Here is a 24,343-nt window from a genome sequence, read left to right on the forward strand (position 1 = left end):
TACAGATCAACGGGAGGCGCGTCGCGATGAGCGGGATGAAACGAACCACCGAGAAGAACCTGATGGTCTTCTCCGGCCGGGCGCATCCCGGTCTCGCCGAGGAGGTGGCCACGGAGCTCGGGTCCGGTCTGGTCCCGACCCAGGCGTACGACTTCGCCAACGGCGAGATCTACGTCCGGTTCGAGGAGTCGGTCCGGGGCAGTGACGCGTTCGTGATCCAGAGTCACACCTCGCCGATCAACGAGTGGATCATGGAGCAGCTGATCATGGTCGACGCGCTGAAGCGGGCGTCGGCCAAGCGGATCACCGTGGTGCTCCCGTTCTACGGGTACGCGCGGCAGGACAAGAAGCACCGCGGCCGGGAGCCGATCTCGGCCCGGCTGATGGCCGACCTGTTCAAGACCGCGGGCGCGAACCGGCTGATCTGCGTGGACCTGCACACCTCGCAGATCCAGGGCTTCTTCGACGGCCCGGTTGACCACCTGATGGCGCTGCCGATCCTCAGCGACTACGTGCGGCAGAAGTACGGCGACCAGCAGCTGGCCGTGGTGTCGCCGGACGCCGGCCGGATCAAGGTGGCCGAGCAGTGGTCGGCGCGGCTGAACAACGCCCCGCTGGCGTTCATCCACAAGACCCGCGACATCGACCGCCCGAACGAGACGGTCGCGAACCGGGTCGTCGGGGAGGTCAAGGGCAGGGTCTGCATCCTGGTCGACGACATGATCGACACCGCCGGCACCATCACCAAGGCGGCCGACGCGCTGTACGCCGAGGGCGCCGCGGGCGTGGTCATCGCCGCGACGCACGCGATCCTGTCCGGCCCCGCGGTGGACCGGCTGAAGAACTGCCAGGCCAGCGAGGTGATCGTCACCAACACGCTGCCGATCGCCGAGGAGCGCCGCTTCGACAAGCTCACCGAACTGTCGATCGCGCCGCTGATCAGCCGAGCCATCCGCGAGGTCTTCGAGGACGGCTCGGTCACCAGCCTCTTCGACGGCCGCGCTTAGGTCCTCGCTGGATCACCAGAAAGGACCTGACATGCGGATCGCCGTCTTCCACCCAGGAGCGATGGGCTCGAAGCTGGCGGCGCAGTTGGTCGTCGCCGGGCATGAGGTGCGCTGGGTGCCGGACGGTCGCAGTGACGCGTCGAAGGCGCGGGCCGAGGAGGCCGGGCTGATCGGTGCCTCGTTTGCTGACGCGGTCGGCGAGGCGGAGGCGGTGTTGTGTTCGTGTGCACCGCAAGGGGCGGTCGAGATCGCCAAGCAGGTCGGCGCTGCGGGGTTCTCCGGCTTGTATGTCGAGGCGAATCCGCTGTCCCCGGCGTCGCTGCGTGAAGCCCAGTCCGCCGTACCTGATGCGACATTCGTCGACGCCGGCGTGGTCGGGCCGCCGCCGACTGGTGGCCCTAGCCCGACGCATCTGATGCTGTCCGGTACGGCGGCCGACCGGGTCGCCACGTTGTGGGCCGGTACGGCGGTCACCCCGATGGTGGTCGGCGCCGAACCAGGGGCGGCCAGCGCGGCGAAATCGTCGTACGCGCTGTACAACAAGGGCAAAGCGGCGCTGGCCGTGCTCGCTTTCCAGCTGGCCGAGAAGCACGGTGTCACCGAGGCGCTGATTGCGCAGCAGACCCGCGCCGACGCCGGCTCGCTGAAGGACCCGGCGCTCCCGGACCAGCTCCGCAGCGTCGCGTGGCGCTGGGGCCCCGAGTTCGACGAGCTGGCCGAGACCTTGGACGCCGCCGGACTCGAAGGTGACGCAGCCCGAGCCCTCCGCCAGGTCTGGACCAAACTCAGCTGAACATCGGCTGTCCGTAGTCGCGGAGTACGAACGGTGGGATCAGGTCGATCAGCCGTGTCATCGCGTCCAGCCGGCCCAGCACGTCCGGTACGGCGAACCCGTCGACCGACCAGGACACGAACGCGTTCCCGGCGATCTGCCACTCCAGGCCAGGGTTGAACAGCACGCACTCCATCATCCGCGGGTGCATGACGGCCGACGCGTACCGGTCGTCGACGCACTCCACCCGGAACTGGTCGTTGAACTGCTGGTTCTCCAGTTCGAGATCGCGCCCCCGGAGCATCCGCCGCAGGCCCGATTCGTGCATCACCGTGAGCGGCGGCAACGCGACCGGAAGGGTCAGTGCGACCAGGTTGACGGTGTGTGTCTGCTGCGTCTTGCCGTTGCTGGTGACGTACGTGTAGTCGAGGACGCACAGGCCGCGACCCTGGTACACGCCGGCGTACGTCTCACCGGGCTCGCCCTCTCGGAACAAGTTTGCTGCGATCTGCGCCAGCCACGGGTTCGGCGGGGCCGGGTACCAGCCAACCGAAGCCACCTGCGCGGCGCGCTGCCTCAGCAGCTCCTGCCGGCGTCGCATGCGCCAGATGATCAGCCCACCCACGCCGGCGATCAGGACGATCGGGAACAGCAGGCTGAGAACGGCGTACGGCGAGATCACGTCGGCAACGTACCGAACCTCCGGGGCCGGAAAAGGGGTCACCACAAGTCCGTCGTACCGGGAGCAAAGTGCCTCGGGGGGACGGATTTCCCGTCTGGCCGCGCTCGTGGGTAGACTGTTTTGGTTGCCTCGGCGAGGGACGCCCCCCGGAACTGTTGGGCGCGGCTCCGTGATCGACGCGGTGGTTCGTTGCCTGACGCCTTCTCGGGGTCAGCAGGCGCCCGCTGAGGCCGCAGCCGAGTTCCATCCAGCCAACAGATCACCGCAACGCTTTTGAGGAGTTCATCTCGTGGCCGAGGTCAAGATCCACGCCGAATCGCGTACGGAGTTCGGTAAGGGAGCTGCCCGCCGAATCCGCCGGGACAACAAGGTGCCCGCCGTCCTCTACGGCCACGGCACGGACCCGGTGCACATCACGCTGCCCGGTCACGACACCATGCTGGCCCTGAAGACCGCCAACGCCCTGCTGCTGATCGAGGTCGAGGGCAGCGAGTCCCACCTGGCGCTGCCGAAGCAGGTCCAGCGCGACCCGATCAAGGGCTTCATCGAGCACGTGGACCTGGTCATCGTCCGCCGCGGCGAGAAGGTCCAGGTCGACATCGCGGTGCACCTCGAGGGCGAGGCCGTCAGCGATGCCCTGGTCGTCCTGGAAGCGCAGAGCATCCTGGTCGAGGCCGAGGCGACGCACATCCCCGACGGTGTCACCGTCTCGATCGAGGGCCTGGAGGTCGGCGCCCAGATCCACGCGTCGGATCTGCAACTGCCGACCGGTACGACGCTGGCCATCGAGCCGGACACCCTGGTCGTGAACGTCACCGCGCAGCCGACCGCCGAGCAGGTCGACGCGGAGATGGCCGAGGCCGAGGCCGAGGCGGGCGTGCAGCGGGACGAGCCGACCGCCGCCGAGGAGCCGGTGGCCGCCGCGGCCGAGTAGTCTGCACTCGGCAGCAGCAGCTGAACTTCAGGAGGGCCGGGATCCGTGGCGGACGACGTGTGGTTGGTCGTCGGACTGGGGAATCCCGGCCCTTCGTATGCCCGCACCCGGCACAACATCGGGCAGCTGGTCGCCGACGAGCTGGCGGCCCGGACCGGTGCGAAGTGGAAGCAGAGCAAGCAGGTCAGGTCCGAGGTGATCGAGACCCGGATCAGCGGCCTGCGGACGGTCCTGGCCAAGCCCCGCTCGTACATGAACGAGTCCGGCGGGCCGGTCTCCGGGTTGCTGAAGTTCTTCAAGCTCGACCCGGCCAACCTGGTCGTGCTGCACGACGAGCTGGACATCGACTTCGGGGTCCTGCGGTGCAAGTTCGGCGGCGGCGACAACGGCCACAACGGGCTGAAATCGCTGCGCAAATCGCTTGGCACCGGTGAGTACTATCGAGTTCGGTTCGGTGTGGGTCGTCCGCCGGGCCGGCAGGCGCCCGCCGACTTCGTCCTGAACGAGTTCTCCTCGACCGAACGCAAGGATCTTCCGTTCGCCGTCGACCGGACCGCGGACGCTGTCGAGTCCCTGCTCACCGACGGCCTCGAAGCAACTCAAGGGAAGTACAACTCGTGAAGCTCAGCGGTCTGGTCGACACCCTGATCACCGATCCGGTGGTGTCCGAGGCCGTTCGTGACGCCCGCGGCGACAGCGTCACGACCCTCGACCTGAGCGCACCGACGCCGGTGCGCCCGGTCCTGCTCGCGGCGCTGGCCGCGGCTCAGAACGGCGCCGGCCGCCCGGTGCTCGCCGTCACCGCGACCTTCCGCGAGGCCGAGGAGCTCACCGAGGCCCTCCAGTGCCTCGTCGAGGAGCCCGGCACCGTCGCCTACTACCCGGCCTGGGAGACGCTCCCGCACGAGCGCCTGTCGCCCCGCTCCGACACGGTCGGCCGGCGGCTCGCCGTACTGCGTCGTCTCGTGCACCCGGATCCGTCCGACGAGACGACCGGTCCGATCCGGATCCTGGTCGCGCCGGTGCGGTCCGTGCTGCAGCCGCAGGTCGCCGGACTCGCGGACCTGAGGCCCGTCCAGTTGCACATCGGCGACACGGTCGAGCTCGAGGACGTCGTCGAGCGGCTCGCTGCCGCCGCGTACCACCGGGTGGATCTGGTCGAGCGGCGCGGTGAGTTCGCGGTCCGCGGCGGCATCATCGACGTGTTCCCGCCGACCGAGGAGCACCCGCTGCGGGTGGACTTCTTCGGCGACGACGTCGAGGAGATCAGGTACTTCGCGGTCGCCGACCAACGCTCGCTCGAGATCGCCGAGCACGGTCTGTGGGCACCGCCGTGCCGCGAGCTGCTGCTGACCGACGAGGTCCGCGCGCGGGCCGCCGATCTGGCGAAGGAACACCCGGAGCTGGCGGAGCTGTTCGAGAAGCTCGCCGAAGGGCATGCCGTCGAGGGCATGGAGTCGCTGGCGCCGGTGCTCGTCGACAAGATGGAACTGCTGGTCGACCTGATGCCGACCGGTACGCACGTGGTTGTGAGCGACCCCGAGCGGGTTCGCGCGCGAGCACACGATCTGGTGGCGACCAGCCAGGAGTTCCTGGAAGCGTCGTGGGCCGCTGCCGCCGGTGGTGGCGAAGCCCCGATCGACTTGGGTGCGGCGGCGTACATGTCCCTCGGCGACGTTCGGTCGCAGGCCCTCGGCAGGGGCCTGGCCTGGTGGAGCCTGTCGCCGTTCGCGGCCGCGCCGACCGACGTGCCCGAGCTCCGGGACTCGATGGGGGAGCGGGTCGCGTTCGACATCGACACCGAGGCCGGTGCGGTCACCAGCAAGATCCTCGCCGCGCACGAGGTCACCCCGTACCGCGGCGAGACCGCGGCGGCGGCCGAGGACATCCGCGGCTGGCTGCGGGACGGCTGGCGGGTCGTCTGCGTCACCGAGGGTCACGGCCCCGCACAGCGCCTGGCCGAGGTGTTCTCCGAGGCCGAGTTGCCGGCGCGGGCGGTCGAGGGGATCGAAGAGATCCCCGAGCCCGGCGTCGTACTGATCTCGCAGGGACAGCTCGAGCACGGGTTCATTGCCGACGGCATCAAGTTCGCGGTGCTCACCGAGAACGACCTGGCCGGCCAGCGCTCGGCGGCCGAACGCCGTTCCCAGCAACGGATGCCGTCGCGCCGCAAGAAGACGATCGACCCGCTGGAGCTGCAGCCCGGCGACTTCGTGGTGCACGAGCAGCACGGCGTCGGCCGGTACGTCGAGATGATGCAGCGGACCGTCGGCTCCGGGTCGCAGAAGGCCACCCGCGAGTACGTCGTGATCGAGTTCGCGCCGAGCAAGCGCGGACAGCCCGGTGACCGGCTGTACGTGCCGACGGACCAGCTCGACCAGGTCACGCGGTACGTCGGCGGTGAGCAGCCGAGCCTGGACAAGATGGGCGGCGGCGACTGGGCCAAGCGCAAGGGCCGCGCCCGCAAGGCGGTCCGCCAGATCGCCGGCGAGCTGATCAAGCTGTACGCCGCGCGCCAGGCGACCAAGGGCCACGCGTTCGCCAAGGACACCCCGTGGCAGCGGGAGTTGGAGGACGCGTTCCCGTTCGTGGAGACGCCCGATCAGCTCGCGACCATCGACGACGTGAAGCACGACATGGAACGTGTCATGCCGATGGACCGGATCGTCTGCGGCGACGTCGGCTACGGCAAGACGGAGATCGCCGTACGCGCGGCCTTCAAGGCGGTGCAGGACGGCAAGCAGGTCGCCGTACTCGTGCCGACGACCCTGCTTGTGCAGCAGCACTACGCGACCTTCGCCGAGCGGTACGCCGCCTTCCCGGTCAATGTCGCCCCGCTGTCGCGGTTCCAGACCGACAAGGAGGCGAAGGCAACGATCGACGGTCTCGCCGACGGGTCGGTCGACGTGGTGATCGGGACGCACCGGCTGTTCAGCGGCGAGGTCGCGTTCAAGGACCTCGGGCTGGTCGTGGTCGACGAGGAGCAGCGGTTCGGCGTCGAGCACAAGGAGCAGCTGAAGCGGCTGCGGACGGCGGTCGACGTACTGACGATGTCCGCGACCCCGATCCCGCGGACGCTGGAGATGTCGATCACCGGTATCCGCGAGATGTCCACGATCGCCACCCCGCCGGAGGAGCGGCACCCGGTGCTGACCTTCGTCGGTGCCTACGAGGAAGGCCAGGTGACCGCCGCGATCCGGCGCGAGCTGCTCCGCGAGGGTCAGGTCTTCGTCGTCCACAACCGGGTGAACACGATCGAGAAGGCGGCCGCGCGGATCCGCCAGCTGGTGCCCGAGGCGCGGGTCAGCGTCGCGCACGGCCAGATGAACGAGCACACCCTCGAGAACGTCATCCAGGGCTTCTGGGAGAAGCAGTTCGATGTGATCGTGTGTACGACGATCGTCGAGTCCGGGATCGACATCTCGAACGCGAACACGATGATCGTCGAGCGCGCCGACCTGCTCGGCCTGTCCCAGCTGCACCAGCTCCGCGGCCGCGTCGGTCGTGGCCGGGAGCGCGCGTACGCGTACTTCTTCTTCCCGCCGGAGAAGCCGCTGACCGAGACGGCGCACGACCGGCTGGCCACCATCGCGCAGCACTCGGACCTGGGCGGCGGTATGGCGGTCGCGATGAAGGACCTGGAGATCCGCGGCGCCGGCAACCTGCTCGGCGGCGAGCAGTCCGGGCACATCGCGGACGTCGGCTTCGACCTGTACGTCCGGTTGGTCGGCGAGGCGGTCGCGGAGTACCGCGGCGACACCCAGGCCGAGGAGCCCGAGGTCAAGATCGAGCTGCCGATCGACGCGCATCTGCCGCACGACTACATCCCGTCCCAGCGGCTGCGCCTGGAGATGTACCAGCGGCTGGCCGCCGTACGGGACGCCGACGGGATCGCCGAGCTGGTCGAGGAACTGCACGACCGGTACGGCGACATTCCGCAGCCGGTGCTGAACCTGATCGAGGTGGCGAAGTTCCGCAATCACGCCCGCCGGGCGGGGCTGCACGACGTCACGCTGCAGGGGAACCTGATCCGGTTCGGGCCGGTCGAACTGGCCGACTCGAAGGTGCTCCGGCTGAACAGGCTGTACCCGAAGAGTCTGGTGAAGCCGCAACTGCATACCATTCTGGTGCCGAGACCGGCCACCAGGCCGGTCGGCGGTCAGCCGCTCCGCGACCAGGAGCTGCTGCAATGGTGCACCCGGTTGATCGACGACGTGATCGCCGAACCTATTGTGGTGCCGGCGTGAAAAGGCCCGACCGGGGCGGCGAGGCGGGGCAGAACAACATGGCGATTTGCGAGGAGATTCGGTGAGCACACGGCTTCGGGCTCTCGGTGCGGTGGTGGCGACGGTGCTGCTGACCGGCGGCTGTGCGGCGGGTACCCACCCGGGCGCGGCGGCGGTGATCGGTGACACCGAGATCAGCATCGGCGACGTCGACAAGACCTCGCGCGCTGTCGGCGCGGCGCTCGGTGAGTCCTACCCGGACCAGGCCGCGCTGAACGGGATGGTCAGCAACGAACTGGCGGCGCAGGTCGGGAAGCAGAAGGCGATCCCGGTCACCGACGCGGAGATCGCCGACGCGGCCAAGAACGCCGTCGCGCCGAGCCCCGAGGCGTACCAGAAGCTACAGGCCGATCCGGCGTCCCGCGCCTTCCTGGACAATCTCGCCGCGACGCTGATCGTCACGATCAAGCTCGCCGGCGGCAAGGGCATCCACGACACGGACGGTCAGCAGAAGGCGCAAGAGGGTCTGCAGGCCCTGAACGCCGCCTCCAAGGACATCAAGGTCACGGTCGCGCCGCGCTTCGGTCAGTGGAGCGACGGCCGGCTCGACACGGCGATCTCCGGGTCGCTGTCCAAGGAGTCCGACCAGACCGAGGCCAAGCGCAAGGCAGCCGAGGCCGCCCAGCAGCAGGGCCAGGGCTGAGACAGCCGAGCCCGGTGACCGACGTACGTGAGGGTTCCGGCCGGATCACAGTCCTGCTGACCAGCCCACGGGTGGCGCCCGGCCTGCTGACGCGGGCGGCCTGGCAGTCCCTGACCGACGCCGACGAGATCGGCGCCGCATCGGGCGGTGACGGGCACGTGTTGCGCTCCGACGTACAGGCGGTCGTCGGGTCCGGGCTTGCTGTCACTCAGGTCGAAGGCGGTATCGGCGAGCACTGGACCTGGTTGTCGTCCGCGGCCGAGGCCGGCCGCGACGTCGCGTGGCTCGTCGGCGACGACGGCGAGCCGGGTCTGCTGCGGGTCGTCGCCGATCAGGTGGCGCGTGACCCGCGGCCGGCGTACGACGTGGAGATCCAGCACGGCTCGTACGACGTGCCCGGAGCCAGGCTGATCGATCTGGTCCGCGTGATGGACCGGATCCGGCGGGACTGTCCGTGGACGCAGCAGGAGACGCACGAGAGCCTGGCGAAGTACCTGCTCGAAGAGACCTACGAGACCCTCGAGGCGCTCGACACCGGCGATCGTAGCCATCTCCGCGAGGAACTGGGCGACCTGCTCCTTCAGGTCGCGCTGAACTCGCGGATCGCCGAGGAGGACCCCGACGAGGGGTTCACGATCGACGACGTGGCCGGCGGCATCGTCGAGAAGCTGATTCGCCGCCACCCGCACGTTTTCGGCACCGTGGACGCCACGGACGTCGCCGCGGTCGAGGCCAACTGGGAAGCGATCAAGGCCACCGAGAAGCAGCGCTCCTCGGTCCTCGAAGGCATCCCGCTCGCCCTGCCCGCCCTCGCTCTCGCCGACAAGGTCCTCGGCCGGGCCGCAAAGGTCCTCCCCGCCGAACTACCGCCCACCGGCGACTCGGACCTCGATCGAATCGGCCACGAACTCCTGGCCATCGTCCGCGAGTCCCGCACCCTGGGCATCGACCCCGAACAGGCCCTCCGCCTAGCCATCCACCACCTCACCACCGAAATCCGCACCGCCGAATCCAAGGGCTAGCTCAGAGCCGGTCTGCCGCTACCACTGCTATCCGGTGCTCGTCGCCGACAAGTGCCTTCAGATCGCCGGCGTCCGACGTCGCGATCACAACAGGTCCCGGCTCGGCCAAGGCGGTGGCCACCAGGATCGCGTCAACGGCCTGCCCGGAACCGAGCCGGGCCGCTCCGATCAACTGACCTGCGCGTTCGCCGAGAGCTCGGCTGACGGGCTCGACGACGATCCCGCTGAGCACCCGGTAGACGGCCGCATCGCGACGGCTGCCGCGAAGGGCCTCGGCCAGGATCGCCGCCGAGGTCACGACGCGGCGGCCGTCGGCGTGGGCGGCGTACAGCCTGACGTACATCGCCCGATCGGTCGCGGCCCGGGACAGGCCTTCGTTGTCGAGGACGAGCGATCCCTGGGGCGCCGACGGGACGCGCTTGCGCGGGCTCACCGCTCGGGCCACTCCGCGCGGGCGCGAGCGAGTTCTTCGTCGGTCACCGGCCCGTGCACCTCGGCCAACTCGGCCAGGAGATCACCGAGCCGGTCGTGCTCCAGTTGCCGGACCAAGGCCTGGGTCACGTAAGCAGATACGTTCCCCCGCCCGGCCCTCGACCGCAGCTCATCGGCCAGGTCGGTCGGGATGGTCACACTCAGCTTGTCCGTGTGGGCGGGCTCACTCATACACCAATCCTACCGCTGGTGGGATTCGCGACGGAATGGGATTACCTCGGGCCACCAGACCAGGTCTTGGCGTAGCTAACGACAGGAGGTGGTCGGGGGGTGGGTAGTGCACCTGGGCGTGGGTGGGGATTTGTGTACGGTGTCTCGGGGGTGCACTACCTGTTCTTCGGTACGCGGAAAATCGGCTGCTTGGGGTGGTGGGTGGCTGAGAGGGTGGGTGGGTGGATGTTGCTGAGGTGCTGCGGGAGTACTGGGATCTGAAGCCGGTGCGGCTGGAGGTGCTCGCGGGTGGGATGAACTCAGCGGTCTGGTTGGCGTCCGCAGGGGAGTGGCGGGTTGTGGTCAAGGCGGTGGGGTTGGGGGACACGGCGTTCGAGCCTGGGCTGGCGTTGGCGGCTCGGCTGGATGACGCCGGTATCCGTACTGGTCGTCCGCGTTCCAGCAAGCAGGGCCGCCTCGTTGAGCGCGTCGACGGGCGGCAGGTTGGTGTGCTCGAGTACGTCGACGGCGTTGAGTTGGAGCCTGCGGATCAGGTGGCGATCGGGGATCTGTTGGGGCGGGTGCACACGGCTGCTGCGCTCGAGGCCGGTGAGTTGACCGAGTGGCTGCGGTTCCTGCTGGCGTTCGAGGATTGCTTGGATCTCGAGCCGTGGATCCGCCCGGCGGTCGAGGGTGCCGTTGCTGACGCAGTCGCGCTCGGGTCGGTGTCGTGGGCCTGGCTGCACGCAGATCCGGCCGCGGAAGCGTTCCGGCGGCAGGCTGACGGCGAGGTTGCCCTCATCGATTGGGGCAGCGCGATGCAAGGCCCGATCCTGTACGACGTCGCATCCGCCGTCATGTACAACGGCGCCCCCGTGGTTCCGGCGTACCTGCGCCGTCGACCCGACCTTGCCGACGAACTCGAGCGCGGTCTGTCCACGTTCCTGCGCGTGCGCTACGCCGTCCAGGCCGGCTACTTCGCCTGGCGCATCACCAACAACATCCTGACCGGCGTCTCCGACCCCGCCGAAAACCTGAAGGGCCTAACCGACGCCCGCCGCTCGTTCGGCCTGTAGGTCACGCAGTATGGCCCGGGACGCGACGACAGGGTGGATGGGCTGAGGAGGGCGCTGACGTGAGCCGTGACAGCAGGATGCTCTCCAAGTTGCTGCGCCATACGGCGGGTGAGCGCGGGCTCACGATGAGTGCGGACGGGTGGGCTGCGATCCCCGACGTACTGCGGGTTCTCGGGCTGACCCGTGAGCGGCTGGATGTCGCGGTGCGGGAGAACGACAAGCAACGGTTGCAGGTCGACGGTGAGCGGATCCGCGCGTGTCAGGGGCATTCGCTCGAGGGGATGCCCGTGACACGTGAAGCGTTGGAGAACAGTTGGGAACGCGTGTACCCCGACGATCTGCTGTGGCACGGGACGAGTCGCGAGGCATTGCCCGCGATTCAACGAGAAGGTTTGCGCGCGGGACGGCGTACGCATGTCCATCTGGCGCCGGCGAAGGACAGTCGCGTGGGTCGTCGTACCGCCGTAGAAGTCTTGCTGGGCGTGGATTGCGGCAATCTCCAGGTCTATCGGGCGCCCAACGGAGTGTTACTGACGCGGGAGGTACCCACGGATGCGATCGTTAGGTGTGACGCGGTCCACTGAGCTTGCTGGTCTGGGGACTAGGCTCAGCAGCGATTCGTCATCGAGAACTTGGGAGTCAATGTGGCCACCATCGAGGCCGTCGGCGCGCGCGAGATCCTCGACTCGCGCGGCAACCCCACTGTCGAGGTCGAGGTTCTGCTCGACGACGACACCATCGCCCGCGCAGCCGTCCCGTCCGGTGCCTCCACCGGCCAGTTCGAGGCCGTGGAACTGCGTGACGGCGACAAGGACCGGTACGGCGGCAAGGGTGTGCAGAAGGCCGTCACCGCGATCCTCGAGGACATCGACAAGGAGATCGTCGGGTACGACGTCCACGAGCAGCGTCTGATCGACCGCGCGCTCCTCGACCTGGACGGCACCCCGAACAAGGCCAAGCTGGGCGCGAACGCGATCCTCGGCGTCAGCCTCGCGGTCGCGAAGGCGGCGGCGGAGAGCTCCGGCCTGCCGCTGTTCCGGTACGTCGGCGGCCCGAACGCGCACGTCCTGCCGGTGCCGATGATGAACATCCTGAACGGCGGCGCGCACGCGGACAGCAATGTCGACGTCCAGGAGTTCATGATCGCCCCGATCGGCGCCGCGACGTACGCCGAAGCCGTCATGCAGGGCGCGGGCGTCTACCACGCCCTGAAGGCGGTGCTGAAGGAGCGCGGCCTGTCCACCGGCCTCGGCGACGAGGGCGGCTTCGCGCCGAACCTGGACAGCAACCGGGCCGCCCTGGACCTGATCGCGGTCGCGGTCGAGAAGGCCGGCCTGCAGCTCGGCAAGGACATCGCGCTGGCGATGGACGTGGCGGCGAGCGAGTTCTTCACCGACGGCGTGTACGCGTTCGAGGGCGGCAAGAAGTCGGCCGACGAGATGATCGCCTACTACGCCGACCTGGTGGCGTCGTACCCGATCGTCTCGATCGAGGACCCGCTGAACGAGGAGGACTGGGACGGCTGGAAGGCCATCACCGGTGAGCTCGGCAGCAAGATCCAGCTGGTCGGCGACGACCTGTTCGTCACCAACGTCGAGCGGCTGCAGCGCGGCATCACCGAGAAGTCGGCGAACAGCCTGCTGGTCAAGGTGAACCAGATCGGCTCGCTGACCGAGACCCTGGACGCCGTCGACCTGGCGCACCGCAGCGGCTTCACCTGCATGATGAGCCACCGCTCCGGTGAGACCGAGGACACCACGATCGCCGACCTCGCGGTCGCGACCAACTGCGGCCAGATCAAGTCCGGCGCCCCGGCCCGGTCCGACCGCACCGCCAAGTACAACCAGCTGCTCCGGATCGAGGAGGAGCTCGACGACGCGGCGACGTACGCCGGTCGCTCGGCCTTCCCGCGCTTCCAGGGCTGACGCTGGTCTGATTCAGGAGGTCGTTGGATGCCGTCCCGTCGGGATTCCGGTGCACGCCCCGGCTCGCGTCCGTCGAGCCGGACCCAGTCGCGTCCACCGGCCCGGCGGGGCGACCAGCCGAAACGGCGTACGACGGGAACCCAGGCGGACCCGGCGCGGACCCGCGGGTCCCGCAACCTGACCGGGCGGGCGGCCGTCGTACTGCTGGTGCTCGGGGCCTTGATCGTGTCCTACGCGCAGAGCCTGCGGGTGTGGTTCGACCAGCACCAGCAGGTCAACGCGCTGCAGCAGGAGATCCGCGACCGGGAGAAACGGGTCGCGGAGCTCAACGACGAGATCACCCGCTGGGACGACGATGCGTACGTGAAGGCGCAGGCGCGGCAGCGGCTCGGCTGGGTGATGCCCGGTGAGGTCGGGTACCGCGTGATCGGCGCGGACGGGAAGCCGGTGGGCGCCCCGCCGGAGCCGTCGGCCCCGTCGGACGGTACGACGCAGGCGCAGAAGCCGACCTGGTACACGAAGCTGTGGGGGAGCGTCGAGGGTGCCGGCACGCCGCCGGTGACCGCGGCCCCGAGCGCCGCGAAGCCCACCCCGAAGCCAATCATCACACCGTCACCCGAGAGGTCGGGCGGATAGGTGGCGCCTGCTGCGTGCCGCCCGACCTCTAAGGTGACCAGGTGAGCGTCAGCCCTTCCGACCAAGAAGCAGTCAGCAAACAACTCGGCCGGACGGCCCGCGGCATCCGGTCGATCGCGCACCGGTGCAACTGCGGCCTCCCCGACGTGGTCGAGACCGAGCCCCGACTGCCGGACGGTACGCCGTTCCCCACGACGTACTACGTGACGTGCCCGCGGCTGGCGTCCGCGATCGGCACGCTCGAGGCCTCCGGCATGATGAAGGAAATGACCGACCGTCTGGCCGGCGACGAGGACCTGGCTGCTCGGTATCGCGCCGCTCACGAGTCGTACCTCGCGCACCGCGAGTCGATCGAGCACGTCGAGGAGATCGCCGGGATCACCGCCGGCGGCATGCCGACCCGAGTCAAATGCCTGCACGTTCTAGTAGGCCACTCGCTGACGGCTGGCCCTGGCGTAAATCCCCTGGGTGACGAGGCCCTGGAGGCGTTGGACGACTGGGGTCGCCGAGGCCCGTGTGTCTGAGGGCAGCGCGTCCGGCGGAGCGGTGCGGGCCGCTGCGATCGACTGTGGCACCAATTCGATTCGGTTGCTGATCGCGGATCTGGTCGACGGTCAGCTCGTCGAGGTGGATCGCCGGATGACGATCGTGCGTCTCGGCCAGGGCGTCGACGCCACCGGTGCCTTCGCCCCCGAGGCCCTCGCCCGCGTCTTCAGCGCCTGTGAGGACTTTGCGTCCGTCATCCAGTCGAGTGACGTCACCAGACTCCGCTTCGTCGCCACCTCCGCCGCCCGCGACGTCAGCAACCGGGATGCGTTCTTCGCGGGCGTCGAGGAGCGCCTCGGCGTACGTCCGGAAATCATTTCAGGTGCGGAAGAGGCTGAGCTGAGCTTCCGCGGCGCCACCACCTCGCTCGACCTGCCGGCGCCGTACCTGGTGGCCGACATCGGCGGCGGCTCCACCGAACTGGTCCTCGGCGACGCAACCGGTGTCATCGCGGCCGAATCCCTCGACATCGGCTCCGTCCGCCTCACGGAACGCCACGTCACCACCGATCCAACGTCCGCAACAGAGCTCGCGGCGATCGCCAAGGACATCGACGCCCTCCTCGACGCCACCGCCGTCCCGCTCACAAAGACCCGCGCGTTCATCGGAGTCGCGGGCACCTGCACCACCGTCGCCGCGGTGGCGCTGAACCTCGCCGAGTACGACCGCACCGCCGTCCACCACGCCCGCCTCACCACCGGCCAACTGCGCGCCGCGACGACCTGGCTGACAAGCACCACCCGCGCAGAACGCTCCGCCGTACCGTCGATCCACCCCGGCCGAGTAGACGTGATCGGCGCCGGCGCCCTCATCCTCCAACGCCTGTACGACCGCCTACCCGTCACCGACCTAACAGTCTCCGAACACGACATCCTCGACGGGGTGGCGCTCTCCCTGAGCTAGTGTGCGCGGACGCCGTCGAGGGCGATGGTGAGGACTCGGTCGCGTTGGGCCTGGTCTACGAAGCCGGCGGCGGTGAGGCCGCTGACCATGCGGAGCAGGTCGTCGAAGGAGACGTCCTTGCGTGCTTCGCCCGCGGCCTGGGCGCGTTCGAACAGCGGCGTACCGGCGGCGTACATCGCCTCACGGGCCGCCTTGAAGCTGTCGGCCTCCCGGTTCAGCGACTCCCAGATCGCGCGCTTCGTCGCGGCGTACCCGACGAAGCGGTGCAGCCACGTGGTCAGCGCCTCCCACGGCGGCAGCTCGGCCGCTTCCTCCGCGGCGATGCACAGTTCCTCGATCTCGCCGAAGTAGACCGCGTTCAGCAGGTCCTGGCGGTTCGGGAAGTTCCGGTACAGCGTGCCGATCCCGACGCCGGCCTGGCGCGCGATGTCCTCCAGCGAGGCGTCGACCCCTTTGCTCGCGAACGCATCCCGGGCGGCGCCGAGCAGGGCGTCGAAGTTCCGCCGCGCATCCGCCCGCTGCGGCCGCCGTACGTCGACCCGCAACGCGGGCCTGCTCTCACCGGTCACCATTCGCTCACCTTAGCCAGTTGATAGCGGAGGCAACCCTCCGCTATAGTGGAGGCATACCTCGACTTTACCAGGCCGGGGAATCCGCGCCCACAGCTCTGGCGCGTTCCAACCTCCACCTCGCTTCGCTCGGTTCCGGTTTGAGGAACAACTGCTGTGCCTATTGGTTCACTCGCTGCGCTCACTCACGTTCGAAGGACTTCTGCATGCCTGCCATCAGGTCTGGAAACCCTCGCGTGACCCTGGCGGTCCTCGCCACGGTCGTCGCCTCCTTCTCCATGTTGCAGTCGCTGGTCAGCCCGGCGCTGCCCGTCATCCAGCACGACCTGCACACCACCCCCGGCACGGTCACCTGGGTGTTCACCGCACTTCTGCTGTCGGTGTCGGTCGCGACCCCGCTGCTCGGCCGGATCGGCGACATGGTCGGCAAGGAGCGCACGCTGTTCATCGCGCTCGGCGCTCTGGCGATCGGTTGCCTGGTCGCCGCGCTTGCGCCGAACATCGGCGTACTGATTGCCGCCCGCATCTTCCAGGGTGTCGGCGGAGCCGTGTTCCCGTTGGCGTTCGGGATCATCCGGGACGAGTTCCCGGCCGAGCGCGTCCCGTCCGTGGTCGGCGTGGTGTCGGCCATCATCGCGGCCGGCGGCGGCCTGGGGATCGTCCTGGCCGGCCCGATCGTGGAATGGCTCGGCTGGCGCTGGCTGTTCTGGATCCCGATGGCGGTCGTCGCGGTGTCGACGCTGATGGTACGGCGCTATGTCCCGGAGTCACCGAACCGCGTCCCCGGCCGGATCGACTGGCTGGCCGCCGCGTTCCTGTCCGGCTGGCTGATCGCGCTGCTGCTCCCGCTGAGCACGGGCCGGTCGTGGGGCTGGGGCTCGTTGCGTACGACGGGGCTCTTCGGGCTGGCCGTCGTACTGTTCGCCGGCTGGATCACGGTCGAACTGCGCTCGCGGAACCCGCTGATCGACATGCGGATGATGCGCCGTCCGGCGGTGTGGACGACGAACCTCGTGGCGCTGCTGTTCGGGGCGGCGATGTTCGCGGTGTACGCGTTCGTCCCGCAGTTCCTGCAGATCCCGAAGGCTGCCGGGTTCGGGTTCGGCGCGAGCGTCACGAAGGCCGGGCTGCTGATGCTGCCGATGCTGGTGACGATGGCGGTCGTCGGATCGTTGAGCGGTCCGCTCGCGCCGCGGTTCGGAGCCAAGGCGCAGGTCGTTTCGGGGTCGGCGTTGAGCCTGGTAGCGGCGTTGATGTTCGCCGAGTTCCACGCTGCGCAGTGGCAGGTGGCGCTCTCGACCGCCCTGTTCGGTATCGGGCTCGGCCTCGCCTACGCGGCGATGACCAGCCTGATCGTGCAGAACGTCCCGCGCGAGCAAACCGGCGTGGCGACCGGCATGAACGCCAACATCCGCACCATCGGCGGCTCCATCGGCACCGCACTTGCCAGCTCCATCATTACCGCCCACATCCAACCGTCAGGGCTCCCCGCGGAGGCCGGCTTCACGGACACGTTCCTCCTGCTGTCCGCGTTCGCCGCCGCGGCCGTCGTACTCGCCCTGGCTATCCCGAGCACACGTCGAACTCCGATCGCTCCCCTCGCCCAACCGTCCGAGGAGCAGCTCGCCGCCTGACCAGCCGGCTTGGGGAGGGTTTCGTGCCGATTCGGGCAGGAACCCTCCCCAACGTCCCGTTTAGGGTGGGTGGGTGAAGCTTCCGCATCCGTTGACCGGGGAGTTGTTCGAGAGTCCTGTGCCGCCCGGGGTCGGGTGGCCCGAGGACCCGGCAGTACGGCGTACTCCGGTGGCGCGCGATGCAGGTGAGGTGGTCGAACTCGCGGCGACCGGTGAGCTGGCGGAGTTGGAAGCCCGCGTGTCGGTCTGCCGCGCCTGCCCGCGGCTCGTCGAATGGCGCGAAGACGTTGCTGTCGGCAAGCGAAAGTCCTTCGCGGATCAGCCGTACTGGGGACGGCCGATCCCGGGATGGGGCGTCGCCGAGCCGCGGATCCTGATCGTCGGACTGGCGCCCGCGGCGAACGGCGGGAACCGCACCGGGCGCGTGTTCACCGGCGACCGCTCCGGCGACTGGCTGTTCGCGAGCCTGCACCGCGTCGGGCTCGCCAACCAGTCAACCAGCGAACACGCCGGCGACGGCCTGCACCTGATCGGCACCCGGATGATCGCCGCGGTCCGCTGCGCCCCGCCCGCGAACAAACCCACCCCGGAAGAGCGCGACACCTGCGCCCCCTGGTACCGCCGCGAGCTCGAACTCACCCTCACCAGCACCAGGTCGATCGTCTGCCTCGGCAAGTTCGCGTACGACGCTCTGTTCGCAGCGCTGATCGCCCTCGGAGCCGACGTACCGCGACCGCGCCCCAAGTTCGGCCACGCGGTCGAGTACCGGATCCCGACGCCGTACGGCGAGGTCACCGTCGTCGGCTGTTTCCACCCCAGTCAGCAGAACACGTTCACCGGCAAGCTCACCGAGCAGATGCTCGACGCCGTCCTACTCCGCGCGAAAACCCTCTCCGGGCTCGGTTAGCAGCTCGTTGCGGACGGTGGAGCCCAGGTCGCCCCAGCATGCCCTGATCTTTCCGTTGTCGAGGTGATACATCGCCAGCTCCGTGGTCGAGATCCGCCGGCCGGTCGCCGGTACTCCGAGGAACGTGCCATGGTGCGTGCCCACGTTGGTCAAACGAGCCGCGAGTACGTCGCCGTCGACCACAAGCTCCTGGACCTCCCAACGGAAATCCGGAAACGCCTGGATCACTGCGCGCAGGCCCGCGACGTAGCTCTCGAGGCCTTCAACGGCGCCGTTGACCTGCACGTTCTCCGCGACGAACGCGCCGAGCTCCGCCCACCGACGCTCGTTGCACCGCTCGATGTACCGCCGGTAGAACTCCGCATGCCCCATCGGCCCATTGTTGTCCACAGGCACGCGGCAACGGAGTTGACCTGGACACGCGACGTATTGGAAGCTGCCCACTATGCATGCCGCCGCCCCACGCCGCTGCTCACATGACTCGTGACAACCTGCCCGAGCAATCTCGGGGACGCCCGGCCGCGCAACGGCCTGCAGGTGGTGGAGTCGAGCGTGCACCGGCCGCGCCGTCGATGCCTGCCGCGCACGAGGCAGGACCACTGGGGTTCGTTCCCAGCCCGGATCGGTTCCACTGGTGGGGCGAGCTCCACGACGACGTCAAGGCGTACGTCGAGCGCAAGGTAGGACCGGCGATCGAGTGGTGGGCCGACCTCCACGAGCGGGAACGCGACCGGCCGTACGCCGTCGTACTCGGGCCGAACGGGCTCGCAGTGACGACGCCGCGGGTCAACAACCAGGGTCAGCGGACGCAGAGCGTGCGGATCGATCCGTTTGTGCCGTCGAGCATCAAGCACGCCGTCGTACTGCAACAGGCCACGAAGCCGCGCGGTGGCCTGCGTTCGCTCGTCTCGCGTGGCAAGGACGAGCAGTCCCAGCAGTCTGTCCCGCCGCAGCTGAACCTTACGCAGGAGATGCGCGGTGTCCTCGGCAACCTGCCGCTGGAGGCGCAGCAACGCCTGCAAACACCGTTCCTCGGTGCGCAGGCCATCACGCACTACCGGTACTACTACTACGGGAACGACGAAAAGCTCGACCTGTGGTGCTACCTCGCGGGCGACAAGACAGTCACGTTCGCAACCGGGCACCGCAGCCTGCCCAACGGTGTCGATCCGCAGCACGCCTCCTGGCGCCTGACCTGCTACCAGGCGGACGTCGCTCGATGAGCTCGAGCCGGGACTTCCGGGACCTCGACGGAGCCGATCCCTGGAAGCTGCTCGGGGTCGCACGGTCGGCCGGCGCCGAGGAGATCAAGCGCAGCTACCGCCGCCTGTCCCGCAGCCACCACACCGACGTCGGCGGCGACTCCACGCAACAGGTCAAGCTGAACCGCGCCTACGAGATCCTGACCGACCCGACCCGGCGCGCCGACTACGCCCTCCTGCTGCAGCGCAAGGAACGCCCCCAGGACTTCGTCCGCCCGACGCGCCCCACCGAGCCCGAACCCGACGAGCCGGCCGCGGACCCCTTCGACTGGGCCTCCGGCCCCGGCCCCACCTCGGCCCCGCCACGCCAGGACACTTACGAGCAGGCATATCAGGATCCGTACACCGAGTCGCCGTACGCCGACCCGCCCTACCGCGATTCGTACACCGCCCCGCCGTACCGCGAGTCCTACACGACGTACAGCCCGCAGCGTCGCGGCGGCGTGAGCGGGCAAGCAGTCGGCGCCCTGCTCACCGCATTCATCTGCTCGCCGATCTCGATCTACCTGGCAATCTCAGTCCTCCGCAACAACCGCCCCGGCAGACCCCTCGCCTGGCTGGCGATCCTGATCAACGTCGGCCTTGTCGGCTTCTCGATCGTCGGCGCCCTCGCACGCGGCAGTTGACAAGTGCCCGCCACCAGGACGGTCAGCATAGACCCTCCAAGCGTGAACACCGGTCGCCACCGTTGACAGACTTCCGGCCGTCATGCGAAGGGACGTATGCCTCTGCGGACCGCAGGCGATGAGATTCACACTGGGGCATGAACACGGTCCGTCGTACCGATCCAGAGCAGGCAACTCTGGCTGGCAAGGTGAGTGCGCTGGCGGGAATCGTCGCATTGGCCGCATTTGTCTGGATCTGGGCCTTGAGCGCCACGTCGTTCGATCCTCCCCAGTGGGCTCGGATACTCGGCTCGATGTTCTTGCCGGTCGGGCTTGCCGGCGCGATCGGGGCAGGGGCGACAGGCGTCCGGAGCGGCGGTCGTGTCTGGGCGTACATCGGCCTCGCACTCGCCGCCGTGACGGTGGTCGTATTCGTCGTACTCCTCAACGCCTACGGCTGACCCGATCGGAGGCCGTGCTGTGGTGGCGGCGCGCTTTCGGGCCCTGGATGGGGCCGCATCCCGACAGCCGGCTTATCGAGTGCTTGGTTGTCTATGCAGGTCAGAGAAAGGTGCCCGGGACGGGATTCGAACCCGTATGCCTGTTAGGGCCGCGAGGTTTAAGCTCGCTGCGTCTGCCGTTCCGCCACCCGGGCTCGGGACGAGGGTACTCGTTACAGGTAGGTCTTTCGGGGGTACACGGCGTGGGCGCCGGCTACTCGGTCCAGGAACAGCTTCCCGTTGCAGTGGTCGATCTCGTGCTGGAGGGCGCGGGCCTCGAACGCGTCGGTGGTGATCGTGACCTGGTCCGTCGTACCGGGGAGGACGCCGGTGACCGTCAGCCGGGTCGCGCGTTTGACGTCGCCGGTGAAGTCAGGGACCGACATGCACCCTTCGCGAGCCTTCTCGTTGCGTGAGGCCTCGACGACGACCGCGTTGCACAGAACGAAGACGCCGTGACAGGTACGCGTCTTCGGGTGATCGGTCACGTCGAGCGAGAACATCTGCGCCGCGACGCCAACCTGCGGCGCCGCGAGACCGACGCACCCGGGGGAGACCCGCATGGTCGCCACGAGGTCCGCGGCGAGCTGGATCATCTCCGGGTCGAGCGGGTCCACCTCCGCGCTCTCCGTCGCAAGCACCGGGTGCGGCGCGCGGACGACCTCGAGTACGGCGCCCTGGACATCCAGACGTGCGGGGGACCAGTCCGTGATCACAGTTCGTCGCTCTCGGCAGGGCGTAGCGTGACGCCAACGCCGAGCTCCTCGGCGGTGATCTCGAGCGCCCGGTCCAGCATCTCCAGCTCCGCCGTCGGCGGCAGCTCGACCTCGGCGGTCAGCACGTACAGCCCGCCGCTCAGCCGCGTCGCCAGGTCCGTGATCGTGCCTCCGGCGGCCGCGATCATCCGCGTCACCGCCGCCACGATCCCCGGCCGGTCCGCGCCGTGGACGCTCAGCATGTACGGCGCACCGATCGGCGCGTGCTCGTGCTCGGGGCCCATCTTGCGGACCGTGATGACCAGCTCGCCGCGCAGCGGCTCGAGTGCCGACTTCACCTCGTCGAACGGTCCGGCGCAGACGATCATCATCGCGAAGTGGCCGCGCAGCAGCGTCATGGTCGAGTCCTCGAGGTTGACCCCGGTACCGACCAGGGCCTCGGTGACGTCGGCGATGATCCCCGGGCGGTCCGGGCCGATGACGGTGACAGCGAGCTGACTCATGCCCGGCAACCTACCGCCGACCTAAGTACCCGATCGCACCGACTTCGGTATCCGGACACCCGCACTCACCGCGGAGATCGCTTACCCACCGCTACATTCAACTCATGAGTGAGCGGCGTACGGCCATGAACTGGGTCGTGGACAGTGTGTCGTTCGTGCTCGCGGTTCTGCTCGCGCTGCTCGCCTACAGCGAGGGTGAGGGCGATCCGGTGCCGCGGACGCTGCTCGCGATCGACTTCTGGTCGGGGATGGTGCTGTGCCTGACCCTGTGGTTCCGGCGCCGCTGGGCCGTCCCGCTGGCGATTCTCGCGGCCGCGGTCTCGGTGTACTCCGACGCCGCGGCCGGGCCGACGCTCGTACTGGTCATGACCGTCGCCGTTCACAAGCCGTGGCGGACCTCGATCTGGGTCTTCGCGCTGAACTTCGTCGCCACGTTCACCTATCTCCAGGTGCGGCACAAGGAGGACTGGAAGACGCAGCTGGTCATCGGCATCACGCTGTACGCCGCCACGGCAGGCTGGGGGTTCTACATCCGGTCCCGGCGGCAGCTCCTGCAGACGCTGCGGGACCGGGCGGATCGGGCCGAGACCGTGGCGACGCTGCAGGCCGAGCAGGCGCAGCTGCGGGCGCGCGAGGAGATCGCCCGCGAGATGCACGACGTACTCGGGCATCGGCTGTCGTTGCTCAGCGTGCATGCCGGTGCGTTGGCGTACCGCCCGGACGCGTCCACGGCCGAGGTCGCCGATGCCGCCGAGATCATCCGGGCGAGCGCGCACCAGGCGCTGCAGGATCTTCGCGAGGTGATCGGCGTACTGCGTGCTCCTGTCGGCGAGCTCCCGCAGCCCGCGTTCGCTGACCTGCCTGCGCTCGTGGAGGGTTCGCGAGAGGCCGGTATTCCGGTTGAGTTGACGCTCGATGCGCCGGGCGCGATGCCGGAGCACGTCGGGCGTACGGCGTACCGGATCGTGCAGGAAGGTCTGACGAACGCGGTCAAGCATGCGCCGGGGGAGCCGGTGACGATCAGCGTGACCGGTGCCCCAGGCAACGGACTGTCCGTCGAGCTGCGCAACCCGGCGCCGAACCGCCGGCGCGGAGACGGCCAAGGTTTGAAGGGCCTCAGCGAACGCGCCGCCCTGGTCGAAGGCCGCGTCGAACACGGCCGCACCCCCGAAGGCGACTTCCGCCTCTACGCCTGGCTACCGTGGCCCGCATGACGGTGTTGCATGCCGCGCCTCCGGCGCGGGGGTCTTGGGGCTGTGACTCCCGGTCTTCCCTCGTCGCTCCGGTCGCTTCGCTCCCTCCGCTCCTCAGTCCAGACCGGGAGACCCCATGACCATTCGGGTGCTGATCGTGGATGACGATCCGTTGTTGCGGGCCGGGTTGAAGTTGATGCTGGGGGGCGCCGAGGACATCCGCGTGGTGGGGGAGGCTGGTGACGGGTCCGGCGTACCGGGCCTGATCGACAGGCTCGCTCCGGACGTGATTCTGATGGATATTCGGATGCCCGGCACCGACGGCCTGACCGCGACGGAAGCGGTACGGCGTCGCCCGGGCGCGCCTGAGGTCGTCATCCTCACCACCTTCGACGCCGACGAGCACGTCCTGCGCGCCCTTCGCGCCGGCGCCGCCGGGTTCATCCTGAAGGACACGCCACCCGCCGAGATCGTCGAGTCGGTACGCCGGATCGCGGCCGGACATCCTGTCCTCTCGCCGGCCGTCACCAAACGCCTCATCACCCGCGTCGCCGACTCCGGCCAGGACGACCGCAAGACCAAGGCCGCCGCCCGCCTCGCGGACCTGAACGACCGCGAACGCGAGATCGCCGTCGCCGTCGGCGAGGGCAAGTCGAACGCCGAGATCAGCGCGACGCTCTACCTCAGCGTTCCGACCGTGAAGACGCACGTCTCCCGCATCCTCACGAAACTCGACCTGAACAACCGAGTCCAGATCGCCCTCCTCGTCCACGACGCGGACCTACTGCACGACTGACGCGGATCGCGCACACCAGGACGCCCCCGTACTGCGCGACTAACGCGGTTCGAGCACACCAGGAGTCGCTGGTCTGCTGCGCGACTAACGCGGTTCGAGCACCACCACCGCGGTCGTCCTCGGGCGGCGATCGGCGTACTCGTCGAGGTTCTTGTCGAGCTCCTGCCAGCGGCCCCACAGCCGCGTGCGTTCCGGGCCGTCCGCGGCGCGTCCGCGGACCGGTCGTTGCCCGTCGACGAGGACCGCCTCGGCGTCCGGGTGGGCCAGCAGGTTCAGCCACCAGGCCGGTTCGGGTGCGCCCCAGCCGTTCATCGCGAGGGTGACCAGGTTCGGCCCGTCCTCGACGTACCCGAGAATCACGCTCCGCGGTTCCCCGGTCCGCCGGCCGATCACTGTGAGCCGCAACAGGCCGTACTTCTGGTCCCGCGGTCGTGAGAGACCTTTGCGGCCCTTGCTGGCGTTGTAGAGACCTCGATGGACCTTCCAGGCCGCACGGGTGAACCAGCGCGGCGGCAGCATCGCTTTACTCATGTCCCCCTCCAGACACAGCGTCGCAGAGCAGGACAGCAAAAAGAAGGCCGGGC

Annotated in this window: 28 protein-coding genes and 1 tRNA gene; 20 read left to right on the plus strand and 9 right to left on the minus strand. The window is 68.9% G+C overall.

From position 1 onward, the window contains the following. Positions 1-26: 26 nt before the first annotated feature. Together EV651_RS06090 and EV651_RS06095 are read left to right on the plus strand one after the other, a co-directional pair. Positions 27-1,007, plus strand: a complete 981-nt coding sequence (locus EV651_RS06090; RefSeq protein WP_130384252.1) for a ribose-phosphate diphosphokinase — start codon at positions 27-29, stop codon at positions 1,005-1,007. Between the two features lie 31 nt (positions 1,008-1,038). Further along, complete coding sequence (locus EV651_RS06095; protein WP_133782877.1) at positions 1,039-1,800, plus strand: DUF1932 domain-containing protein; 762 nt, start codon at positions 1,039-1,041, stop codon at positions 1,798-1,800. Here the strand turns inward: EV651_RS06095 and EV651_RS06100 are convergent. Then, positions 1,793-2,503: a hypothetical protein gene (locus EV651_RS06100; protein WP_133782879.1), complete on the minus strand. Its 711-nt coding sequence runs from the start codon at positions 2,501-2,503 to the stop codon at positions 1,793-1,795. The two genes, EV651_RS06095 and EV651_RS06100, sit on opposite strands and share 8 nt — an antisense overlap. Before the next feature lie 247 nt (positions 2,504-2,750). On the opposite strand from EV651_RS06100, the gene EV651_RS06105 reads away from it, so the two are divergent. The 5 genes from EV651_RS06105 (at position 2,751) to EV651_RS06125 (ending at position 9,346) form a co-directional block, all read left to right on the plus strand. Continuing rightward, the gene (locus tag EV651_RS06105) at positions 2,751-3,395 is read left to right on the plus strand and encodes a 50S ribosomal protein L25/general stress protein Ctc (RefSeq protein ID WP_133782881.1); all 645 of its coding nucleotides are present in this window, start codon (positions 2,751-2,753) and stop codon (positions 3,393-3,395) included. Between the two features lie 45 nt (positions 3,396-3,440). Beyond that, positions 3,441-4,016 (plus strand): aminoacyl-tRNA hydrolase, encoded by a 576-nt coding sequence (pth, locus tag EV651_RS06110; RefSeq protein WP_133782883.1) that lies wholly within the window; start codon positions 3,441-3,443, stop codon positions 4,014-4,016. Beyond that, positions 4,013-7,642 (plus strand): transcription-repair coupling factor, encoded by a 3,630-nt coding sequence (mfd, locus tag EV651_RS06115; RefSeq protein ID WP_133782885.1) that lies wholly within the window; start codon positions 4,013-4,015, stop codon positions 7,640-7,642. The genes pth and mfd overlap by 4 nt, the downstream gene beginning before the upstream one ends. A 61-nt stretch (positions 7,643-7,703) precedes the next feature. After that, positions 7,704-8,324 (plus strand): hypothetical protein, encoded by a 621-nt coding sequence (locus EV651_RS06120; RefSeq protein WP_133782887.1) that lies wholly within the window; start codon positions 7,704-7,706, stop codon positions 8,322-8,324. 14 nt (positions 8,325-8,338) lie between these two features. Beyond that, complete coding sequence (locus EV651_RS06125; RefSeq protein ID WP_133782889.1) at positions 8,339-9,346, plus strand: MazG family protein; 1,008 nt, start codon at positions 8,339-8,341, stop codon at positions 9,344-9,346. 1 nt (position 9,347) lies between these two features. On the opposite strand, the gene EV651_RS06130 is transcribed toward EV651_RS06125, so the two are convergent. Further along, positions 9,348-9,779 (minus strand): type II toxin-antitoxin system VapC family toxin, encoded by a 432-nt coding sequence (locus tag EV651_RS06130; protein WP_202870181.1) that lies wholly within the window; start codon positions 9,777-9,779, stop codon positions 9,348-9,350. After that, positions 9,776-10,009 carry a CopG family transcriptional regulator gene (locus EV651_RS06135; RefSeq protein ID WP_133782891.1) on the minus strand — a complete coding sequence of 78 codons (234 nt, stop codon included), beginning with the start codon at positions 10,007-10,009 and terminating at the stop codon, positions 9,776-9,778. The genes EV651_RS06130 and EV651_RS06135 overlap by 4 nt, the downstream gene beginning before the upstream one ends. 221 nt (positions 10,010-10,230) lie before the next feature. On the opposite strand from EV651_RS06135, the gene EV651_RS06140 reads away from it, so the two are divergent. The 6 genes from EV651_RS06140 to EV651_RS06165 are packed head-to-tail and all read left to right on the plus strand — an operon-like array spanning position 10,231 to position 15,074. Next, complete coding sequence (locus EV651_RS06140) at positions 10,231-11,064, plus strand: phosphotransferase enzyme family protein (RefSeq protein ID WP_133782893.1); 834 nt, start codon at positions 10,231-10,233, stop codon at positions 11,062-11,064. 59 nt (positions 11,065-11,123) lie between these two features. Beyond that, the gene (locus EV651_RS06145; protein WP_238156690.1) at positions 11,124-11,648 is read left to right on the plus strand and encodes an RNA 2'-phosphotransferase; all 525 of its coding nucleotides are present in this window, start codon (positions 11,124-11,126) and stop codon (positions 11,646-11,648) included. 60 nt (positions 11,649-11,708) lie between these two features. Beyond that, positions 11,709-12,989, plus strand: a complete 1,281-nt coding sequence (gene eno, locus EV651_RS06150) for a phosphopyruvate hydratase (RefSeq protein ID WP_133782895.1) — start codon at positions 11,709-11,711, stop codon at positions 12,987-12,989. Between the two features lie 27 nt (positions 12,990-13,016). Next, positions 13,017-13,625, plus strand: a complete 609-nt coding sequence (locus EV651_RS06155; protein WP_133782897.1) for a septum formation initiator family protein — start codon at positions 13,017-13,019, stop codon at positions 13,623-13,625. A gap of 41 nt (positions 13,626-13,666) precedes the next feature. After that, complete coding sequence (locus EV651_RS06160; RefSeq protein WP_133782899.1) at positions 13,667-14,149, plus strand: DUF501 domain-containing protein; 483 nt, start codon at positions 13,667-13,669, stop codon at positions 14,147-14,149. After that, positions 14,142-15,074: a Ppx/GppA phosphatase family protein gene (locus EV651_RS06165; protein ID WP_305000113.1), complete on the plus strand. Its 933-nt coding sequence runs from the start codon at positions 14,142-14,144 to the stop codon at positions 15,072-15,074. The genes EV651_RS06160 and EV651_RS06165 overlap by 8 nt, the downstream gene beginning before the upstream one ends. Here the strand turns inward: EV651_RS06165 and EV651_RS06170 are convergent. Continuing rightward, positions 15,071-15,646 carry a TetR/AcrR family transcriptional regulator gene (locus EV651_RS06170; RefSeq protein WP_133782901.1) on the minus strand — a complete coding sequence of 192 codons (576 nt, stop codon included), beginning with the start codon at positions 15,644-15,646 and terminating at the stop codon, positions 15,071-15,073. The genes EV651_RS06165 and EV651_RS06170 overlap by 4 nt on opposite strands. Before the next feature lie 203 nt (positions 15,647-15,849). Between EV651_RS06170 and EV651_RS06175 the strand changes: the two genes are divergently transcribed. Together EV651_RS06175 and EV651_RS06180 are read left to right on the plus strand one after the other, a co-directional pair. Next, the gene (locus EV651_RS06175; RefSeq protein WP_133782903.1) at positions 15,850-17,277 is read left to right on the plus strand and encodes an MFS transporter; all 1,428 of its coding nucleotides are present in this window, start codon (positions 15,850-15,852) and stop codon (positions 17,275-17,277) included. Between the two features lie 73 nt (positions 17,278-17,350). Then, entirely contained in the window at positions 17,351-18,184 is an 834-nt protein-coding gene (locus EV651_RS06180) for a uracil-DNA glycosylase (protein ID WP_133782905.1), read from the plus strand. Here the strand turns inward: EV651_RS06180 and EV651_RS06185 are convergent. Further along, a complete protein-coding gene (locus tag EV651_RS06185) occupies positions 18,149-18,556 on the minus strand; it encodes an ester cyclase (RefSeq protein ID WP_133782907.1) in 408 nt (135 codons plus the stop codon). The genes EV651_RS06180 and EV651_RS06185 overlap by 36 nt on opposite strands. Before the next feature lie 104 nt (positions 18,557-18,660). On the opposite strand from EV651_RS06185, the gene EV651_RS06190 reads away from it, so the two are divergent. The 3 genes from EV651_RS06190 to EV651_RS06200 all read left to right on the plus strand — a co-directional run bounded on the left by EV651_RS06190 (position 18,661) and on the right by EV651_RS06200 (position 20,512). Beyond that, positions 18,661-19,407, plus strand: coding sequence for a hypothetical protein (locus EV651_RS06190; protein WP_133782909.1), 747 nt, complete (start codon positions 18,661-18,663; stop codon positions 19,405-19,407). Next, positions 19,404-20,072, plus strand: coding sequence for a J domain-containing protein (locus tag EV651_RS06195; protein ID WP_133782911.1), 669 nt, complete (start codon positions 19,404-19,406; stop codon positions 20,070-20,072). The genes EV651_RS06190 and EV651_RS06195 overlap by 4 nt, the downstream gene beginning before the upstream one ends. 137 nt (positions 20,073-20,209) lie before the next feature. Beyond that, positions 20,210-20,512: a hypothetical protein gene (locus EV651_RS06200; RefSeq protein ID WP_133782913.1), complete on the plus strand. Its 303-nt coding sequence runs from the start codon at positions 20,210-20,212 to the stop codon at positions 20,510-20,512. 111 nt (positions 20,513-20,623) lie between these two features. Here the strand turns inward: EV651_RS06200 and EV651_RS06205 are convergent. The 3 genes from EV651_RS06205 to EV651_RS06215 form a co-directional block, all read right to left on the minus strand. Then, positions 20,624-20,706, minus strand: a tRNA-Leu gene (locus tag EV651_RS06205). Between the two features lie 18 nt (positions 20,707-20,724). Further along, positions 20,725-21,267 (minus strand): peptide deformylase, encoded by a 543-nt coding sequence (gene def, locus EV651_RS06210; RefSeq protein ID WP_133782914.1) that lies wholly within the window; start codon positions 21,265-21,267, stop codon positions 20,725-20,727. Next, positions 21,264-21,770, minus strand: a complete 507-nt coding sequence (locus EV651_RS06215) for a glycine cleavage system protein R (RefSeq protein WP_130384223.1) — start codon at positions 21,768-21,770, stop codon at positions 21,264-21,266. Before EV651_RS06215 ends, def begins: the two co-directional genes overlap by 4 nt. A 104-nt stretch (positions 21,771-21,874) precedes the next feature. On the opposite strand from EV651_RS06215, the gene EV651_RS06220 reads away from it, so the two are divergent. Both EV651_RS06220 and EV651_RS06225 read left to right on the plus strand, forming a co-directional pair. Then, complete coding sequence (locus EV651_RS06220) at positions 21,875-22,984, plus strand: sensor histidine kinase (protein ID WP_133782916.1); 1,110 nt, start codon at positions 21,875-21,877, stop codon at positions 22,982-22,984. Between the two features lie 115 nt (positions 22,985-23,099). After that, positions 23,100-23,759: a response regulator transcription factor gene (locus EV651_RS06225; protein ID WP_133782918.1), complete on the plus strand. Its 660-nt coding sequence runs from the start codon at positions 23,100-23,102 to the stop codon at positions 23,757-23,759. A gap of 84 nt (positions 23,760-23,843) precedes the next feature. Here EV651_RS06225 and EV651_RS06230 read toward each other — a convergent pair whose 3' ends face one another. Beyond that, the gene (locus tag EV651_RS06230; protein ID WP_133782920.1) at positions 23,844-24,290 is read right to left on the minus strand and encodes a nitroreductase/quinone reductase family protein; all 447 of its coding nucleotides are present in this window, start codon (positions 24,288-24,290) and stop codon (positions 23,844-23,846) included. Positions 24,291-24,343 lie beyond the last annotated feature (53 nt).

Source organism: Kribbella sp. VKM Ac-2571, assembly GCF_004362255.1.
Classification (GTDB): Bacteria; Actinomycetota; Actinomycetes; order Propionibacteriales; family Kribbellaceae; genus Kribbella; species Kribbella pratensis.